14 protein-coding genes and 1 pseudogene are annotated in these 16,573 nt (G+C 64.2%); 10 read left to right on the top strand and 5 right to left on the bottom strand.

The window, feature by feature from the left end:
- Positions 1-75: 75 nt before the first annotated feature.
- Positions 76-840: a methyl-accepting chemotaxis protein gene (locus tag CCOS191_RS28820; protein ID WP_371041571.1), complete on the bottom strand. Its 765-nt coding sequence runs from the start codon at positions 838-840 to the stop codon at positions 76-78.
- A gap of 93 nt (positions 841-933) precedes the next feature.
- Positions 934-1,806, bottom strand: a pseudogene (locus tag CCOS191_RS28815) (cache domain-containing protein); the annotation flags it as partial.
- Between the two features lie 316 nt (positions 1,807-2,122).
- Between CCOS191_RS28815 and CCOS191_RS21560 the strand changes: the two are divergent.
- Entirely contained in the window at positions 2,123-3,598 is a 1,476-nt protein-coding gene (locus tag CCOS191_RS21560) for a helicase HerA-like domain-containing protein (protein WP_046856928.1), read from the top strand.
- A gap of 101 nt (positions 3,599-3,699) precedes the next feature.
- Here CCOS191_RS21560 and CCOS191_RS21555 read toward each other — a convergent pair whose 3' ends face one another.
- Positions 3,700-5,172: an inorganic phosphate transporter gene (locus tag CCOS191_RS21555; RefSeq protein WP_023629967.1), complete on the bottom strand. Its 1,473-nt coding sequence runs from the start codon at positions 5,170-5,172 to the stop codon at positions 3,700-3,702.
- Positions 5,173-5,484: 312 nt separating this feature from the next.
- Complete coding sequence (locus CCOS191_RS21550; RefSeq protein ID WP_023629966.1) at positions 5,485-5,685, bottom strand: hypothetical protein; 201 nt, start codon at positions 5,683-5,685, stop codon at positions 5,485-5,487.
- Positions 5,686-6,253: 568 nt separating this feature from the next.
- Here CCOS191_RS21550 and pcaR point away from each other — a divergent pair.
- The 9 genes from pcaR (at position 6,254) to pcaC (ending at position 15,882) form a co-directional block, all read left to right on the top strand.
- Positions 6,254-7,123 carry a pca regulon transcriptional regulator PcaR gene (gene pcaR, locus CCOS191_RS21545; protein ID WP_046856927.1) on the top strand — a complete coding sequence of 290 codons (870 nt, stop codon included), beginning with the start codon at positions 6,254-6,256 and terminating at the stop codon, positions 7,121-7,123.
- Positions 7,124-7,535: 412 nt separating this feature from the next.
- Positions 7,536-8,882: an MFS transporter gene (locus tag CCOS191_RS21540; protein WP_046856926.1), complete on the top strand. Its 1,347-nt coding sequence runs from the start codon at positions 7,536-7,538 to the stop codon at positions 8,880-8,882.
- 182 nt (positions 8,883-9,064) lie between these two features.
- Positions 9,065-9,925 (top strand): CoA transferase subunit A, encoded by an 861-nt coding sequence (locus CCOS191_RS21535; protein WP_046856925.1) that lies wholly within the window; start codon positions 9,065-9,067, stop codon positions 9,923-9,925.
- Positions 9,922-10,701, top strand: coding sequence for a CoA-transferase subunit beta (locus tag CCOS191_RS21530; RefSeq protein WP_046856924.1), 780 nt, complete (start codon positions 9,922-9,924; stop codon positions 10,699-10,701). The genes CCOS191_RS21535 and CCOS191_RS21530 overlap by 4 nt, the downstream gene beginning before the upstream one ends.
- The gene (gene pcaF, locus CCOS191_RS21525; protein ID WP_172670935.1) at positions 10,698-11,903 is read left to right on the top strand and encodes a 3-oxoadipyl-CoA thiolase; all 1,206 of its coding nucleotides are present in this window, start codon (positions 10,698-10,700) and stop codon (positions 11,901-11,903) included. Before CCOS191_RS21530 ends, pcaF begins: the two co-directional genes overlap by 4 nt.
- Positions 11,904-12,023: 120 nt before the next feature.
- Positions 12,024-13,313 (top strand): MFS family transporter, encoded by a 1,290-nt coding sequence (locus tag CCOS191_RS21520; RefSeq protein ID WP_023632037.1) that lies wholly within the window; start codon positions 12,024-12,026, stop codon positions 13,311-13,313.
- Positions 13,314-13,322: 9 nt separating this feature from the next.
- Positions 13,323-14,675 carry a 3-carboxy-cis,cis-muconate cycloisomerase gene (locus CCOS191_RS21515; RefSeq protein ID WP_046856922.1) on the top strand — a complete coding sequence of 451 codons (1,353 nt, stop codon included), beginning with the start codon at positions 13,323-13,325 and terminating at the stop codon, positions 14,673-14,675.
- A 12-nt stretch (positions 14,676-14,687) separates the two neighbouring features.
- Entirely contained in the window at positions 14,688-15,479 is a 792-nt protein-coding gene (gene pcaD, locus CCOS191_RS21510; protein ID WP_046856921.1) for a 3-oxoadipate enol-lactonase, read from the top strand.
- 10 nt (positions 15,480-15,489) lie between these two features.
- On the top strand, positions 15,490-15,882 hold the full coding sequence (pcaC, locus tag CCOS191_RS21505; protein WP_046856920.1) for a 4-carboxymuconolactone decarboxylase: 393 nt from the start codon (positions 15,490-15,492) through the stop codon (positions 15,880-15,882).
- Between the two features lie 74 nt (positions 15,883-15,956).
- Here the strand turns inward: pcaC and CCOS191_RS21500 are convergent, their stop codons facing one another.
- Entirely contained in the window at positions 15,957-16,481 is a 525-nt protein-coding gene (locus tag CCOS191_RS21500) for an Mpo1 family 2-hydroxy fatty acid dioxygenase (RefSeq protein WP_046856919.1), read from the bottom strand.
- Between the last annotated feature and the right edge of the window lie 92 nt (positions 16,482-16,573).

Here is a 16,573-nt window from a genome sequence, read left to right as displayed (position 1 = left end):
CCTTGTTGAAGGATAGTTTGTTCGATCAGGGTTTGGCGGGGCCCGCTCCCACGCAGAGGTGGGAGCGGGTGGGGGTCAGATGCGGAAGCTGCCGACCAGATGCTTGAGGCGACCGGCCTGCTGCTCCAGGTCCGAACAGGCACGCAGGGTGGCCTGCAGGTTCTCGACGCCTTCCTGGTTGAGCATGTTGATCTCGTTGATGTCCATGTTGATCGAGTCGACCACGGCAGTCTGTTCTTCGGTGGCGGTGGCCACCGACTGGTTCATGCCGTCGATCTCGCCGATGCGCTGGGTGACGCTGCCCAGGCGCTCACCGGCCTGGTTGGCGATGTCCATGCTGTCCTGGCTGTGGCGCTGGCTCTGGCCCATGGTGTCGACCGACTCGCGGGCGCCGACCTGCAGCTCCTCGATCATGGTCTGCACCTGTTGCGCCGATTCCTGGGTGCGGTGCGCCAGGTTGCGCACCTCGTCGGCGACCACGGCGAAGCCACGGCCGGCCTCGCCAGCGCGGGCCGCCTCGATTGCGGCGTTGAGGGCGAGCAGGTTGGTCTGCTGGGAAATGCTGGTGATCACCTCGAGGATCTGGCCGATGTTCACGGTCTTGTTGTTCAGCGTCTCGATATGCTCGCTGGAGGTGACGATCAGGTCCGAGAGGCGGTTCATCGCATCGATGTTGCGCTGCACCACCTGCTGGCCTTCCTCGGCCAGCAGCCGCGCGGAGCTGGCATGTTGCGAGGCCTGGGCTGCATTGCCGGCGATCTCCTGAGCGGCGGCGCCGAGCTGGTTGATGGCGGCGGCGACGCTGTTGGTGCGGTTGGACTGCTCGTCGGAGTTGGCCATCGACGAGTTCGAGGCGCTGATCACCCGCAGCGCCACTTCGTTGACCTGTTCAGTCGCCGAGGACACCTCGCGGATCGAGCCGTGGATGCGCTCGACGAAGCGGTTGAAGGCGGTGCCGAGGGTGCCGAATTCGTCGTGGTTGTGGATTTCCAGGCGGCGGGTCAGGTCGCCTTCGCCTTCGGCGATGTTCGACATGGCCCGGGTCATGGTGTGCAGCGGCTGCATCAGCACGCGGATCAGCAGCCCGAGCAGGGCGATGATTATCACCACCGCCACCACTGTGGCGATCACCGCCGAGGTGCGGAAGGTGCTGAGCATCGAGAAGGCCTTGTCCTTGTCCACCGACAGGCCGATGTACCAGTTGGCCGACGGCAGGCCTTTGACCGGGGCGAAGGTCAGCAGGCGGGTTTCGCCGTTGAGGGTGACTTCGGTCAGGTCGCCGGACAGGCGGGGGGTGTTCTGCGGGAACAGGTCCGACAGCGACTTCATCACCAGGTTCTTGTCCGGGTGAATCAGGATCTTGCCCTGGTCATTGACCAGGAAGGCGTAGCCCATGCCGCCGAAGTTCAGCGAGTTGATGATCTCCACCAGGCCGTCGAGGGCCAGGTCGCCGCCGACCACGCCGACCGAGCGCGAGGCGGTGCTGATGATCGAGATGACCATCTTGTTGGTGGCCATGTCGATGTAGGGCTCGGTGAGGATAGGGCCGCTGGCGTTCAGGCCGTCCTTGTACCAGGGGCGCACGCGCGGGTCGTAGCCGTCAGGCATCTTGGTGTCCGGGCGCACGGTGAAGGTGCCGTCGGGCTGGCCCAGGTAGATGGTCAGGAAGCTTGAGGTAAGGGCGTTCTGGCCCAGCAGGGTGCCGGTGTTCTGCGGGTATTGGGCGAGGTTCTGGGCAACGTTGTCGACCAGCTTGATGCGCCCTTCGAACAGGTTGCGGATGTTGGTGGAGGTGGACTCGCCCATCTCGGCCAGGTAGTTCTCCAGGTCTTCGCGAATGGCGTTACGCTGGAGGTAGTCGTTGTACAGGGTGAACAGACTGAAGGCGAGGATCACGATCAGTGATGCCGCCAGAAGAATCTTGTGGCTGAAACGAAGGCTTTTATTCATAACGTGATCGTGTCCGCTAAGGTTTTTTATCGGGTCGTTCGCACAAAGCACGGCTGGAAAACAGTGCAACAATTCCCGTGGGTCCTTTTCGGGTTGTTACTGTCTTTCTGGTTGGAATCATTTTGAAATATCGGCTGTCACGCGGCAGAACTTGAGCAGGGGATGAAAGAAGATGGGAGATTCCTTACGAATGGTTGTAGGAGCGGGGCCGGATGGTCAGCCGGTATCCCAGGCCATGCGCCTGGCCAACCGGCATGGCCTGGTGGCCGGAGCCACGGGCACCGGCAAGACGGTTACCCTGCAGCACCTCGCCGAGCTGTTCAGTGACGCCGGGGTGGCGGTATTCGCGGCGGATGTGAAGGGCGACCTGTGTGGCCTCGGTGCCGCGGGCGCGCCGCAGGGCAAGGTGGCCGAGCGGATCGCCGGCATGCCGTGGCTGAACCACACGCCCCGGGGCTACCCGGTAAGCCTGTGGGATGTCGCGGGGCAATCGGGGCATCCCCTGCGCACCACGATGAGTGAAATGGGGCCGCTGCTGTTGGGCAACCTGCTGGAGCTTACCGACAGCCAGCAGGCTGCCTTGTATGCGGCGTTCAAGGTGGCTGACCGTGAGGGCCTGCTGCTGCTCGATCTGAAGGACCTCAAGGCCCTGCTCGCGCACCTCAAGGACAACCCGCAATTGCTGGGCGAGGACAGCGCGTTGATGACCAGTGCATCCACGCAGGCGCTCTTGCGCCGGCTGGCGACCCTGGAGCAACAAGGGGCCGAGGCGCTGTTCGGCGAACCGGCGCTGCAGCTCGAAGACCTGCTGCGCCCCGAGGGCGACGGGCGCGGCCGCATCCACCTGCTCGATGCCAGCCGCCTGGTACACGATGCCCCCAAGGTCTATGCGACGTTCCTGCTGTGGCTGCTGGCAGAACTGTTCGAGCAGCTACCGGAGCGCGGCGATGCCGACAAACCTGTGCTGGCGTTGTTCTTCGATGAGGCGCACCTGCTGTTCAACAGCACGCCCAAAGCGTTGCAGGATCGCCTGGAGCAAGTGGTGCGGCTGATCCGCTCCAAGGGCGTGGGGGTGTATTTCGTCACTCAGTCGCCGGGGGATCTGCCGGATGCGGTGTTGGCCCAGTTGGGCTTGCGCATCCAGCATGGCCTGCGCGCCTTCACCGCCAAGGAGCAGAAATCATTGCGTGCAGTGGCTGATGGTTTCCGGCCGAACCCGGCGTTCGACAGCTTGGCGGTGCTCACTGAGCTCGGTATCGGCGAAGCCCTGGTCGGCACTCTGGAAGAGAAGGGCACGCCAGCCATGGTTCAGCGGGTGTTGATCGCGCCACCACAGTCGCGGATCGGACCCTTGAGCGCGGCTGAGCGCAGTGCGCTGATCGCGGCGTCGCCGTTGGCAGGGCGTTATGACAAGCCGATCGACCGGGAGTCGGCCTATGAAATGCTCACGCAGCGCAAGGGCGCGCCGGTGGAGCCGGTTCCCCAGGCCAAGGCCGGGGAAGACAGCTTCGCCGACAAGGCCGGCGAGTTCCTGCAGAGCGCGGCGGGGCAGGCGATCAAGTCGGCGGTGCGCCAGGCGGCCAATCAGTTGGGGCGCCAGTTGGTGCGGGGGTTGATGGGATCACTGCTGGGTGGGAAGAAACGTTAAACCTTATTGGGCCAAACGCGGGGCAAGTCGCATCGACGCACCGCCGCTCCCACGAAAAAGGCGCCCTGCAAGGGGCGCCTTTTTCAGTACGGCATCAGCACTCAGCTAATGGCCTTGGTGGCCAGCCAGAACAGGCCGGCCGCCAGGCCCATCGACGCCGGCAGGGTGAGCACCCAGGCCAGCAGGATGGTTTTCACGGTGCCGCCTTGCAGGCCGCTTTTGTTGGCAACCATGGTACCGGCCACGCCGGACGACAGTACGTGGGTGGTGGACACCGGCAGGCTGAACACGTTGGCCATGCCGATGGCGCAGGCCGCGGTGATCTGGGCCGACATGCCCTGGGCATAGGTCATGCCCTGCTTGCCGATCTTCTCGCCGACGGTCAGTACCACGCGTTTCCAGCCGACCATGGTGCCCAGGCCCAAGGCCAGGGCGACGGCGACGATCACCCAGAACGGGGCGTATTCGGTGGTGGCGGTCAGGTCCTTGCGCAGTTTATCCAGGTCAGCCTTTTCACGAGGCTCCAGGCCTGGCAGCTTGCCGACCTTCTTCGCCGTATCGTCCAGGCACAGCAGGTAGCGGCGCACTTCGACGCGCTTCTCGGCGCTCAGGGCGCGATAGTCGGTCACACCGGCGAGCGACGATTGCAGCGCGGCGATGGTCGGCTCGGTCTGCTGTGGATTGCAGCTGAACTGCTCCGGCAGGTCGCTTGCCTGCGCCTTGCCCAGCGCCAGGAACTCGCCCAGGGTGGCGGCGTTGCGCTGGTAGAACTGGCTCAGGTGCAAGGTGGCGTCACGGGTGCGCTCGATCTGGTAGGTGGTGCTGTTCAGGTCGAGGACGAACTTGGCCGGGACGATACCGATCAGTACCAGCATGATCAGGCCGATGCCTTTCTGGCCATCGTTGGAGCCGTGCACGAAGCTCACGCCCATGGCCGAGATCACCAGCACCAGGCGGTTCCAGAACGGCGGGTGCTTCTTGTCGTCAAGCTTGCGGCGCTGGTCAGGGGTTTTGTGCATCTTCGACAGCGGGCGCCACCATTTCAGGCCGATCAGCACCAGGGCTGCGACAGCAAAGCCGGCCATTGGCGAGAGCACCAGGGACATGGCGATATCAATGGCCTTCTGCCAGTTGACGCCGTCACCCAGCGGAATGTCGCTGAGCAGGGCGTTGGCCAGGCCGACGCCGAGGATCGAGCCGATCAGGGTGTGCGAGCTGGACGCCGGAATGCCGAAGTACCAGGTGCCCAGGTTCCAGGTGATGGCGGCGGCCAGCAACGAGAAGACCATGGCCAGGCCGTGGCCGGTGTTCACATTGATCAGCAGCTCGACCGGCAGCAGGTGGACGATGGCATAGGCCACCCCGACACCACCGAGCAGAACGCCGAGGAAGTTGAACACGCCAGAGAAGAACACGGCGAGGTGCGGTGGCATGGCCTTGGTATAGATGACGGTGGCTACCGCGTTGGCGGTGTCATGAAAGCCATTGATGAACTCGAAGGCGAGCACGAAGGTCAGAGCGAGCGTCAGGCTCACGATAACCCAGGCATCCAGTCCGCTGAATAAATCGATCATGAAGGTTGTCTGGCGGTCTTAGGGGGGGCGGATTATGCCAGAAAACGATGGCAATCGATGCACCTGCGGCTGACCGATGGCAGGCAAATGCCGACATGGCACAAGCAGCCAGGTGCCGGGTAATCGCAAAAAAACGCCGTAAAAAAACGATAAAATTCAGAAAAATCAGCTATTTGAGGTGATTTTTACTGGGCTTGCGCAATTAAAACGACTGTATGAAATTTGTGTGATTCCATTTCATATCACAGGTTTTTGCTCATCCGCCTGGCCTCAGACCCTTCCTGGGTGATAGCGCATTGGCATTGATCGGCTTCAGTTGTCGTCGCTGCGCAGTTCCTTTTCGATCTTCTCGATTTCCTGGGCGAACGCCTGGTCGAGAACGCTGGCACGTTTACGCCAGGGCTTGCGTTCCGGATCGGGTTGCGCGGCATAGGTGGTGACTTCACCACCGTAAACATCCTTGTAACGTTCAGCCTGGCGCTCGAGTTCCGCGCGCAGTTCTTCTTTCGTCACAGTAATACCTGATTAGGTTGAAGTTGGGCGTCAGCCTTTAAATACACACGCAGAATGCGGATATGTCGGCAAGCCGAACAATTCATTGCAGCGAAATGGCAATGTATGAGTTGGCAAGCTGCGGTGCAGCACACGGCGAGCCACTGCAAAGGCAGGGACTGGCAGTCTAAAGGCAACGAAAGTGCGTCGATTGGATCCGTTAAACGGTGCTTGCAATCAACACCGGCAATTATAGCAATCGCCCGGTTGAAGGCTATCGTTCTTTACCTGCAACTGACAATAGACCTGAAGTTTGTTGTGCAGCCTATAAGCCCTTTGTCGTGCAGGCATTCAAAAGGTTCAAGCCGATGTGCCAGCAAAGTTCGCCGGCCACTGTCAGAAATGAAAACGGCCTCGCTGAGGGGCGAGGCCGTTGCCTGGGACTTCTACGGTGGGTACCTGACCAGTCTCTCCAAAGAAGCCACATGTGGCAGGGGAAAGGTATAAGCAAAAGTGTCAGCGGTCAATTGCGATTATCGGCCGTTCGTTCGATAATCGCACGAGGTAGCGATTTTTTTGAGGCATGTCCATGAGCGAAGAAACCAGCGGCCAGTCAGCCAACGAGTCCGCACGCAGTAGCAGCCCCACCCTGGCCCCGCCGATCGTGGCATCGGCGGCCAAGCGTATCCAGGCGTTCACCGGCGACCCCGACTTCATGACCTCCCTGGCCCGTGGCCTGGCAGTGATCCAGGCCTTCCAGGAGCGCAAGCGCCACCTGACCATCGCCCAGATCAGCCACCGGACGGAGATCCCGCGGGCCGCGGTGCGGCGCTGCCTGCATACCCTGATGAAGCTGGGTTACGCGACCACTGACGGGCGTACCTATTCGCTGTTGCCCAAAGTGTTGACCCTTGGTCATGCCTACCTGTCATCCACGCCATTGGCGGTGTCGGCCCAGCCTTACCTGGATCGCATCAGCGACCAGCTCCATGAAGCGGCCAACATGGCCACATTGGAAGGCGATGACATCCTTTATATAGCGCGCTCCGCCACCGTCGAACGGCTGATCTCGGTGGACCTTTCGGTCGGCGGACGATTGCCGGCCTATTGCACCTCGATGGGCCGCATCCTCCTGGCAGCGCTGGACGATGCCAGCCTGCACGAATACCTGGAGCGCGCCGACCTCAAGGCCCGTACCAGCCGTACCCTGCACGACCCGGCCTCGTTGTTCGCCTGTATCCAGCAGGTGCGTGAGCAGGGCTGGTGCGTGGTCGACCAGGAGCTGGAGCAGGGCTTGCGATCGATTGCGGTACCAATCTATGACGCCTCCGGCCAGGTGCTGGCGGCGCTGAATGTCAGCACCCATGTCGGCCGCGTCAGCCGTGGGGAGCTGGAGCAACGGTTCCTGCCGATCCTGCTGGCGGCCAGCAGGGACCTGTGCCATCAGCTGTTTGGCTGAGGCCCGGCGGGGGCGCGTTGCGCCCCATCGCCGGCACTGATCTCAAACTAAGTGTCATCCCTGTGGGAGCTGGCTTGCCAGCGATGAGGCCAACGACAGTCGCTCATCCGTAGGAACGTTGAGCATGCCTTCGCCGTTTCCTGTTCGATAAACGCACAGTGTCGCTCTCGACGAATTGCGCCGCCCACGCCCGCTGATTAATGTCTGTCGCACGTGTCGGCTGCGCCGACCGGATAATAACAACAGGCCCGAGGGCATCCCCATGACCACTGTCCCTTCGCTGTCGCGGTCACACCCGCGCACGGTGCTGCTGCACTCCGGCTGAGCCTCGGCCGTCGTATCCGCTGTTTCCTGTTCCAGTGCATCCGCCCTGCGCGGTAGCCTGCCTGCGCCCAACTCCCGGATAACAATAATGAACAAGCCACAATCCGCTGTCGGCAACTGCCTCGACGTCCAGTCCTTCATCAATGCCCAGCCGCTGTCCCGTTATCAGTGGCGGGTGGTGATCCTGTGCTTCCTGATCGTCTTTCTCGATGGTCTGGACACCGCCGCCATGGGTTTCATCGCCCCGGCGCTGTCCCAGGAGTGGGGCATCGACCGAGCCAGTCTCGGCCCGGTGATGAGCGCCGCGCTGATCGGCATGGTGTTCGGCGCCCTCGGCTCCGGCCCGCTGGCCGACCGCTTCGGACGCAAGGGCGTGCTGGTGGGCGCGGTACTGGTGTTCGGTGGCTTCAGCCTGGCCTCGGCCTACGCGAGCAATGTCGACCAATTGCTGGTGTTGCGCTTTCTGACCGGTCTGGGCCTTGGAGCTGGCATGCCCAACGCCACCACCTTGTTGTCGGAATACACCCCGGAGCGCCTCAAGTCGTTGCTGGTGACCAGCATGTTCTGTGGTTTCAACCTGGGCATGGCCGGCGGTGGTTTCATCTCGGCCAAGCTGATCCCGGCCTACGGCTGGCACAGCCTGCTGGTGATCGGTGGCGTGCTGCCGCTGCTGCTGGCAGTGGTGCTGTTGGCCTGGTTGCCGGAGTCGGCGCGCTTTCTGGTGGTGCGCAATCGCGGCGCCGACAAGGTGCGCAAGACCCTGGCGCCGATCAATCCTGAACAGGTGGCCCAGGCATCGAGCTTCAGTGTGCCGGAACAGAAGGCGGTGGCGGCGCGCAACGTGTTTGCGGTGATCTTCTCGGGTACCTATGGCCTGGGCACCGTATTGCTGTGGCTGACCTATTTCATGGGCCTGGTGATCGTCTACCTGCTGACCAGCTGGCTGCCGACACTGATGCGCGACAGCGGCGCAAGCATGGAGCAGGCCGCCTTCATCGGCGCATTGTTCCAGTTTGGCGGGGTGCTGAGCGCGGTGGCAGTGGGTTGGGCCATGGACCGCTTCAACCCGCACAAGGTGATCGGCATCTTCTATTTGCTCGCAGGTGTGTTCGCCTACGCCGTTGGGCAAAGCCTGGGCAACATCACCTTGCTGGCGACCCTGGTGCTGGTTGCCGGCATGTGCGTGAACGGCGCGCAATCGGCCATGCCCTCGCTGGCGGCGCGCTTCTATCCGACCCAAGGCCGTGCCACAGGCGTTTCCTGGATGCTCGGGATCGGTCGCTTCGGCGCGATTCTCGGCGCCTGGAGCGGGGCTACGCTGCTGGGGTTGGGGTGGAATTTCGAGCAGGTGCTGACGGCACTGCTGGTGCCAGCGGCATTGGCCGCGGTGGCTGTCGTGGTGAAAGGGTTGGTCAGCCACGCGGATGCGACCTGAGGTCTGGGTGGCTCGCTCCTGCAGGAGCGTATAAATAGCAGGGTAACAAATGGTTCGATAATCGCACAAAAGTGCGATTATCGGATTGAGATAACCCCCTCAGTCTCCTTAATCTGGGCCCATCGCAGCGATGCATCGGTCCGCTGCTCACTGACCCGACTCGACCTGACCAGGAGTCTCCAATGGCAGCAATCCTCTCGCTTCACGAGGCCGTGAAGCAGTTCATCCAGGATGGCGACAGTGTCGCCCTCGAAGGTTTCACCCACCTGATCCCGACCGCCGCCGGCCACGAGATCATTCGCCAGGGCAAGCGCGACCTGACCCTGGTGCGCATGACCCCGGACCTGATCTACGACCAACTGATCGGCGCCGGCTGCGCGCGCAAATTGATCTTCTCCTGGGGCGGCAACCCCGGCGTCGGTTCGCTGCACCGCCTGCGCGACGCGGTGGAGAAACAGTGGCCCCACGCCATCGAGATCGAGGAGCACAGCCACGCCGACCTGGCCAACGCCTATGTCGCCGGCGCCTCCGGCCTGCCGTTCGCGGTGCTGCGCGCCTACGCCGGCTCCGACCTGCCGAAGGTCAACCCGCTGATCAAGTCTGTTACTTGCCCGTTCACTGGCGAAGTGCTCGCCGCCGTGCCGTCGGTGCGCCCGGACGTCACCGTGATCCATGCGCAGAAGGCCGACCGCAAGGGCAACGTGCTGCTGTGGGGCATTCTCGGCGTGCAGAAGGAAGCGGCGCTGGCAGCCAAGCGCTGCATTGTCACCGTGGAGGAGATCGTCGATGACCTGCAGGCACCGATGAATGCCTGTGTGTTGCCGACCTGGGCCCTCAGCGCGGTGTGCCTGGTGCCCGGCGGCGCCCACCCGTCCTACGCCCACGGCTACTACGAGCGCGACAACCGCTTCTACCAGGCCTGGGACCCGATTGCCCGTAACCGTGAGTCGTTCACTGCCTGGATCGACACCTATATCCGTGGCACCGCCGATTTCACCGAATTCCAGGCCAGGATGGCCAGCACCGCGGAGGCCGCGCAATGAGCTATTCCACTTCCGAAATGATGACCGTCGCCGCCGCCCGTCGCCTGCGCAACGGCGCTGTCTGCTTCGTTGGTATCGGCCTGCCGTCCAAGGCCGCCAACCTGGCGCGCCTGACCTCGTCGCCTGACGTGGTGCTGATCTACGAGTCCGGCCCGATCGGTGCCAAACCCAGCGTGCTGCCGCTGTCCATCGGGGACGGCGAGCTGGCCGAGACCGCCGACACCGTGGTGCCGACCGGCGAGATCTTCCGCTACTGGCTGCAAGGCGGGCGCATCGACGTCGGCTTTCTCGGCGCCGCCCAGGTTGACCGCTTCGGTAACATCAACACCACCGTGGTCGGTGACTACCACGCACCGAAGACCCGTCTGCCGGGTGCAGGCGGCGCGCCGGAGATCGCCGGTTCCGCCAAGCAGGTGCTGATCATCCTCAAGCAGTCGCCGCGGGCCTTCGTCGACAAGCTCGACTTCATCACCTCGGTCGGCCATGGCGAAGGCGGCGATTCGCGCCAGCGCCTGGGCCTGCGGGGTGAGGGGCCGGTCGGCATCATTACCGACCTGTGCATCATGGAGCCGGAGGCGGGGACCCACGAGTTCGTGGTCACCTCGATCCACCCAGGCGTGACCCGCGAGCAGATCATCAAAGCCACTGGCTGGGCGATCCGCTTTGCCGAGGACGTGCAGCAAACCGCGGCACCAAGCGAGGTAGAGCTGTCCGCTTTGCGCGATCTTGAAGCGCGTACCGCCGCCGCCCATGGCCAGACGGCAGGAGAAGCCTGATGCGTGACGTCTTCATCTGCGACGCTGTTCGTACCCCTATCGGCCGTTTCGGCGGGGCCCTGGCCGGCGTACGCGCCGATGACCTGGCGGCAGTGCCGCTCAAGGCATTGATCGAGCGTAACCCGGGTGTGCAATGGGACCGGCTCGACGAAGTGTTCTTCGGCTGCGCCAACCAGGCTGGCGAGGACAACCGTAACGTGGCGCGCATGGCGCTGTTGCTGGCCGGCTTGCCACACAGCGTCCCGGGCGTGACCCTCAACCGCCTGTGCGCCTCGGGCATGGACGCCGTCGGCAGCGCCTTCCGGGCCATCGCCAGCGGCGAGATGGAGCTGGCCATTGCCGGTGGCGTCGAGTCGATGTCCCGCGCACCGTTCGTGATGGGCAAGGCCGAGAGCGGCTACTCGCGCAACATGAAGCTCGAGGACACCACCATCGGCTGGCGCTTCGTCAATCCGTTGATGAAAGCTGAGTTCGGTGTGGACTCGATGCCCGAGACCGCCGACAACGTCGCCGATGATTACCAGGTATCGCGTGCCGACCAGGATGCCTTCGCCCTGCGCAGCCAGCAGAAGGCTGCCGCCGCCCAGGCCGCCGGCTTTTTCGCCGAGGAAATCGTGCAGGTGCGTATCCAGCACCGCAAGGGTGAGACGGTGGTCGAGCACGACGAACATCTGCGCCCGCAGACCACGCTGGAGGCCCTGGCCAAGCTCAAACCGGTCAACGGCCCGGCGAAGACCGTTACCGCTGGCAACGCCTCGGGTGTCAACGACGGTGCCGCCGCGCTGATTCTGGCGTCGGCCGAGGCGGTGAAGACGCACGGTCTGACCCCGCGTGCTCGGGTACTGGGCATGGCCAGCGCCGGTGTGGCGCCACGGGTGATGGGCGTCGGCCCGGTACCCGCGGTGCGCAAGCTGACCGAGCGCCTTGGCATTGCCGTGGCCGACTTCGATGTCATCGAGCTCAATGAAGCCTTTGCCAGCCAGGGCCTGGCGGTGTTGCGCGAGCTGGGTGTGGCAGACGACGCACCGCAGGTGAACCCCAACGGTGGCGCCATCGCCCTGGGGCATCCGCTGGGCATGAGCGGGGCACGTCTGGTGCTGACGGCGTTGCATCAGCTGGAGAAGAGCGGCGGGCGCAAGGGGTTGGCGACCATGTGTGTGGGCGTTGGGCAGGGCTTGGCGTTGGCTATTGAAAGGATCTGATCCTTTGGAACCCAGCGCTCCCGCGAAGAGGCCGGTAGCCATGACGCACGGGCAAGGCGGAACGAGTGTGTAACCAGGTATGTCTAGAATTACCTGTGACCCTCCAGGAGCAAACGCACCATGACCTCAACCTATTACACCGGTGAAGAACGCAGCAAGCGTATCTTCGCCATCGTCGGCGCCTCGTCGGGCAACCTGGTGGAGTGGTTCGACTTCTATGTCTACGCCTTCTGCGCCATCTACTTCGCCCCGGCCTTCTTCCCCTCCGACGACCCCACGGTGCAGTTGCTCAACACCGCCGGTGTGTTCGCAGCAGGCTTCTTGATGCGCCCCATCGGCGGCTGGATCTTCGGCCGCCTGGCCGACCGTCACGGGCGCAAGAACTCGCTGATGATCTCGGTGCTGATGATGTGTGGCGGCTCGCTGATCATCGCCTGCCTGCCCACCTACGCCAGCATCGGCACCTGGGCGCCAGCGCTGCTGTTGCTGGCGCGGTTGATCCAGGGGCTGTCGGTGGGCGGCGAGTACGGCACTACCGCCACCTACATGAGCGAAGTGGCGCTGCGTGGCCAACGCGGTTTCTTTGCCTCGTTCCAGTACGTCACCCTGATTGGCGGCCAGTTGCTGGCGGTGCTGGTGGTGGTGATCCTGCAGCAACTGCTCACCGAGGACGAACTGCGCGCCTATGGCTGGCGCATCCCGTTCGTGGTCGGTGCCATTGCCGCGTTGATCTCGCTGATGCTGCGCCGTTCGCTGAAGGAGACCAGCAGCGCCGAGACCCGCCAGGACAAGGATGCCGGCAGCATCAGCGGGCTGTTCCGCAATCACGCTGCCGCGTTCATCACGGTGCTGGGCTATACCGCCGGTGGTTCGCTGATCTTCTATACCTTCACCACCTACATGCAGAAGTACCTGGTCAACACCGCCGGCATGAACGCCAAGAGCGCGAGTTTCGTCATGACCGGCGCGCTGTTCCTGTTCATGATCCTGCAGCCGCTGTTCGGCATGCTCTCCGACCGCATCGGTCGGCGTAATTCGATGCTGCTGTTCGGCGCCCTGGGGACGCTATTCACCGTCCCCTTGCTGATGGCGCTGAAGACCGTGACCAGCCCGTTCATGGCCTTCGTGCTGGTGACCCTGGCCTTGTGCATCGTCAGCTTCTACACCTCCATCAGCGGCCTGGTGAAGGCCGAGATGTTCCCGCCACAGGTTCGCGCATTGGGCGTGGGGCTGGCCTACGCCGTGGCCAACGCGGTGTTCGGCGGCTCGGCCGAATACGTGGCACTGGGCTTGAAAACCTTGGGGATGGAGAACACCTTCTACTGGTACGTGACCGCCATGATGGCGGTGGCTTTCCTGTTCAGCCTGCGCCTGCCAAAGCAGGCGGCGTACCTGCACCACGATCACTAAGGACGTTGCATGAGCAACCAACTGTTCGACGCCTACTTCACCGCCCCGGCCATGCGCGAGGTTTTCTCGGACCGGGGCCGGTTACAGGGCATGCTCGACTTCGAGGCGGCCCTGGCCCGCGCCGAAGCGGCCGCCGGGCTGGTGCCGCACACGGCGGTGACTGCCATCGAGGCGGCCTGCAAGGCCGAGCGCTACGATGCCCGGGCGCTGGCAGACGCCATCGCGGTGGCCGGCAATTCGGCGATCCCGCTGGTCAAGGCCCTGGGCAAGGTGGTCGCCAGTGGCGTACCCGAGGCCGAGCGCTACGTGCACCTGGGCGCCACCAGCCAGGATGCGATGGACAGCGGCCTGGTGCTGCAACTGCGCGAGGCCCTGGGATTGCTCGAAAACGATCTCGGCAAGCTGGCCGACACCCTGGCGCATCAGGCATTGCAGCATGCCGACACGCCGCTGGTGGGGCGGACCTGGCTGCAGCATGCCACGCCGGTGACGCTGGGCATGAAGCTGGCCGGTGTGCTCGGCGCCCTGACTCGACATCGGCAACGCCTCAAGGAACTGCGCCCGCGCCTGCTGGTGCTGCAGTTCGGTGGCGCTTCCGGCAGCCTGGCGGCGCTGGGCAGCAAAGCGCTGCCGGTGGCCGAGGCCCTGGCCGCGCAACTGAAGCTGGCCTTGCCCGAACAGCCGTGGCACACCCAGCGCGATCGCCTGGTGGAGTTCGCCTCGGTGCTGGGCCTGGTCGCCGGCAGCCTGGGCAAGTTCGGCCGTGACGTCAGCCTGCTGATGCAGACCGAGGCGGGCGAGTTGTTCGAACCCACCGCACCGGGCAAGGGCGGGTCCTCGACCATGCCGCATAAACGCAATCCGGTCGGGGCGGCGGTGCTGATCGGCGCCGCTACCCGCGTGCCCGGGCTGCTCTCGACCTTGTTCAGCGCGATGCCTCAGGAGCACGAACGCAGCCTCGGCCTGTGGCACGCCGAGTGGGAAACCCTGCCGGAGATCTGCTGCCTGGTCTCCGGAGCCCTGCGCCAGGCCCAGCTAATCGCCGAAGGCATGGAGGTGGACGCCGAACGCATGCGCCGCAACCTCGACCTCACCCAGGGCCTGGTGCTGGCCGAGGCGGTCAGTATCGTCCTCGCCCAACGCCTGGGCCGCGACCGTGCCCATCACCTGCTGGAGCAGTGCTGCCAGCGCGCCGTGGCCGAAGGGCGCCATCTGCGTGCAGTGCTCGGTGATGAGCCGCAGGTCAACGCCGAGTTGTCCGGCGAAGAGCTCGACCGCCTGCTCGACCCCACCCATTACCTGGGCCAGGCCCGCGTCTGGGTGGCGCGCGCCGTGGCCGAACATCAACGTTTCACTGCCTGATAGGAGACCGCTGTGGCGCATTTGCAACTGGCCGATGGCGTACTGAACTACCAACTCGATGGCCCGGCCGATGCGCAGGTGCTGGTGCTGTCCAACTCCCTGGGCACCGACCTGGGCATGTGGGATGAGCAGATTCCCGCCTGGAGCGAACACTTTCGCGTGCTGCGTTACGACACCCGTGGCCATGGCGGCTCGCTGGTCACTCAAGGCCCCTACAGCATCGCACAGCTGGGGGGCGACGTGTTGGCCCTGCTCGATGCGCTGGACATCGAGCATGCGCACTTCGTCGGCCTGTCCATGGGCGGCCTGATCGGCCAGTGGCTGGGCATCAACGCCGGCCACCGCCTGCACAGCCTGACCCTGTGCAACACCGCGGCGAAGATCGCCAACGACGAGGTTTGGAACTCTCGCATCGACACGGTGCTCAAGGGGGGGCAGCAAGCCATGGCGGACCTGCGCGACGGCTCCATCGCCCGTTGGTTCACCCCGGCCTTCGCCCAGGCCCAGCCGGCCGAGGCCCAGCGCATCTGCCAGATGCTCGCGCACACCAGCCCAGAAGGCTATGCCGCCAACTGCGCGGCGGTACGTGATGCCGATTACCGCGAACAGCTGGGGCGCATCCAGGTGCCGACGCTGGTGGTGGCGGGCACCGCAGACGTGGTCACCACGCCTGAGCATGGCCGCTTCATGCACAGCCGCATCGTCAACGCGACCTATGCCGAGTTCCCGGCGGCGCACCTGTCCAACGTCGAGATCGGCGCGGCCTTCACCGCCCGTGTGCTCGATTTCCTGCTGGCCCGCTGAGGAACCTGCCATGGATGAGAAACAACGTTACGAAGCCGGCATGCAGGTGCGTCGCGCGGTGCTCGGCGATGCCCACGTGGACCGCAGCCTGGAAAAGCTCAATGATTTCAACGGCGAGTTCCAGGAGATGATCACCCGGCACGCCTGGGGCGATATCTGGACCCGCCCCGGCCTGCCCCGGCACACCCGCAGCCTGATCACCATCGCCATGCTGATCGGCATGAACCGCAACGACGAACTCAAGCTGCACCTGCGCGCGGCCGCCAACAATGGTGTGACCCGGGAGGAAATCAAGGAAGTGATCATGCAGAGCGCGATCTACTGCGGGATCCCGGCGGCCAACGCCACGTTCCACCTGGCCGAGTCGGTGTGGGATGAACTCGGGGTGGAGTCCAGGCAGTAACGCATCGCTCCCACGCCTCTGGAATTGGCGCGTGGGAGCGGCGGTGCGCCGATGCGACTTGCCCCGCGATTACTTCAGATGACTGCTTTCTTCTGGCGAACGGCGACAGGCCCGGCATTGGCCTCCACGGCCTTTTTCAGCTCGCCGCACAGCCCAGCCATGAACGCCAGCTCCGCCACCACGAACAGCGGCCCGACGATCAGCCCGCTCAGGTCATCGACGAATGCCGGCTTGCGCCCTTCGTAGGCATGTCCGACGAACTGGATGATCCAGCCCACCACGAACGCACCCAGCCCGGCACTCAACCACAGCCCGGTACTCTGCACGGCCAGCACCTGGCCGGCCCACAGGCACAAGCCCAGCAGCAGGCCCATCACCAGGCCGAAGCGCAGGTCCAGGCGCAGGTAGAACCACACCGACCAGATCGCCAGCAGCAGTGCCGGCGACAGCCAGAGGCCCGCCACGTCCCAGCCCGGGCGTGACAGCAGCACGGCCACGGCCAGCACGATCAGCGGAATGCCGATGAAGTGGGTGGCGATGTTGCGTGGATCGCGGTGGTAGGCCGCATATTGACTCAGGTGCTCGACGAGGTTTTTCATTGTTGTTCCTCCATCAGGGGTAAGCACAGCTTGCCCCTGTTCATTCATCGTCGTCTGTCGCCTGGCCGACAGAGTTCGCTTTGCGAGGTGCC

The sequence above is a fragment of the Pseudomonas sp. CCOS 191 genome (assembly GCF_001007005.1).
GTDB lineage: Bacteria > Pseudomonadota > Gammaproteobacteria > Pseudomonadales > Pseudomonadaceae > Aquipseudomonas > Aquipseudomonas soli.
Note: the sequence above shows the minus strand (reverse complement) of the source record. Positions and strands in the feature narration are given on the sequence as shown.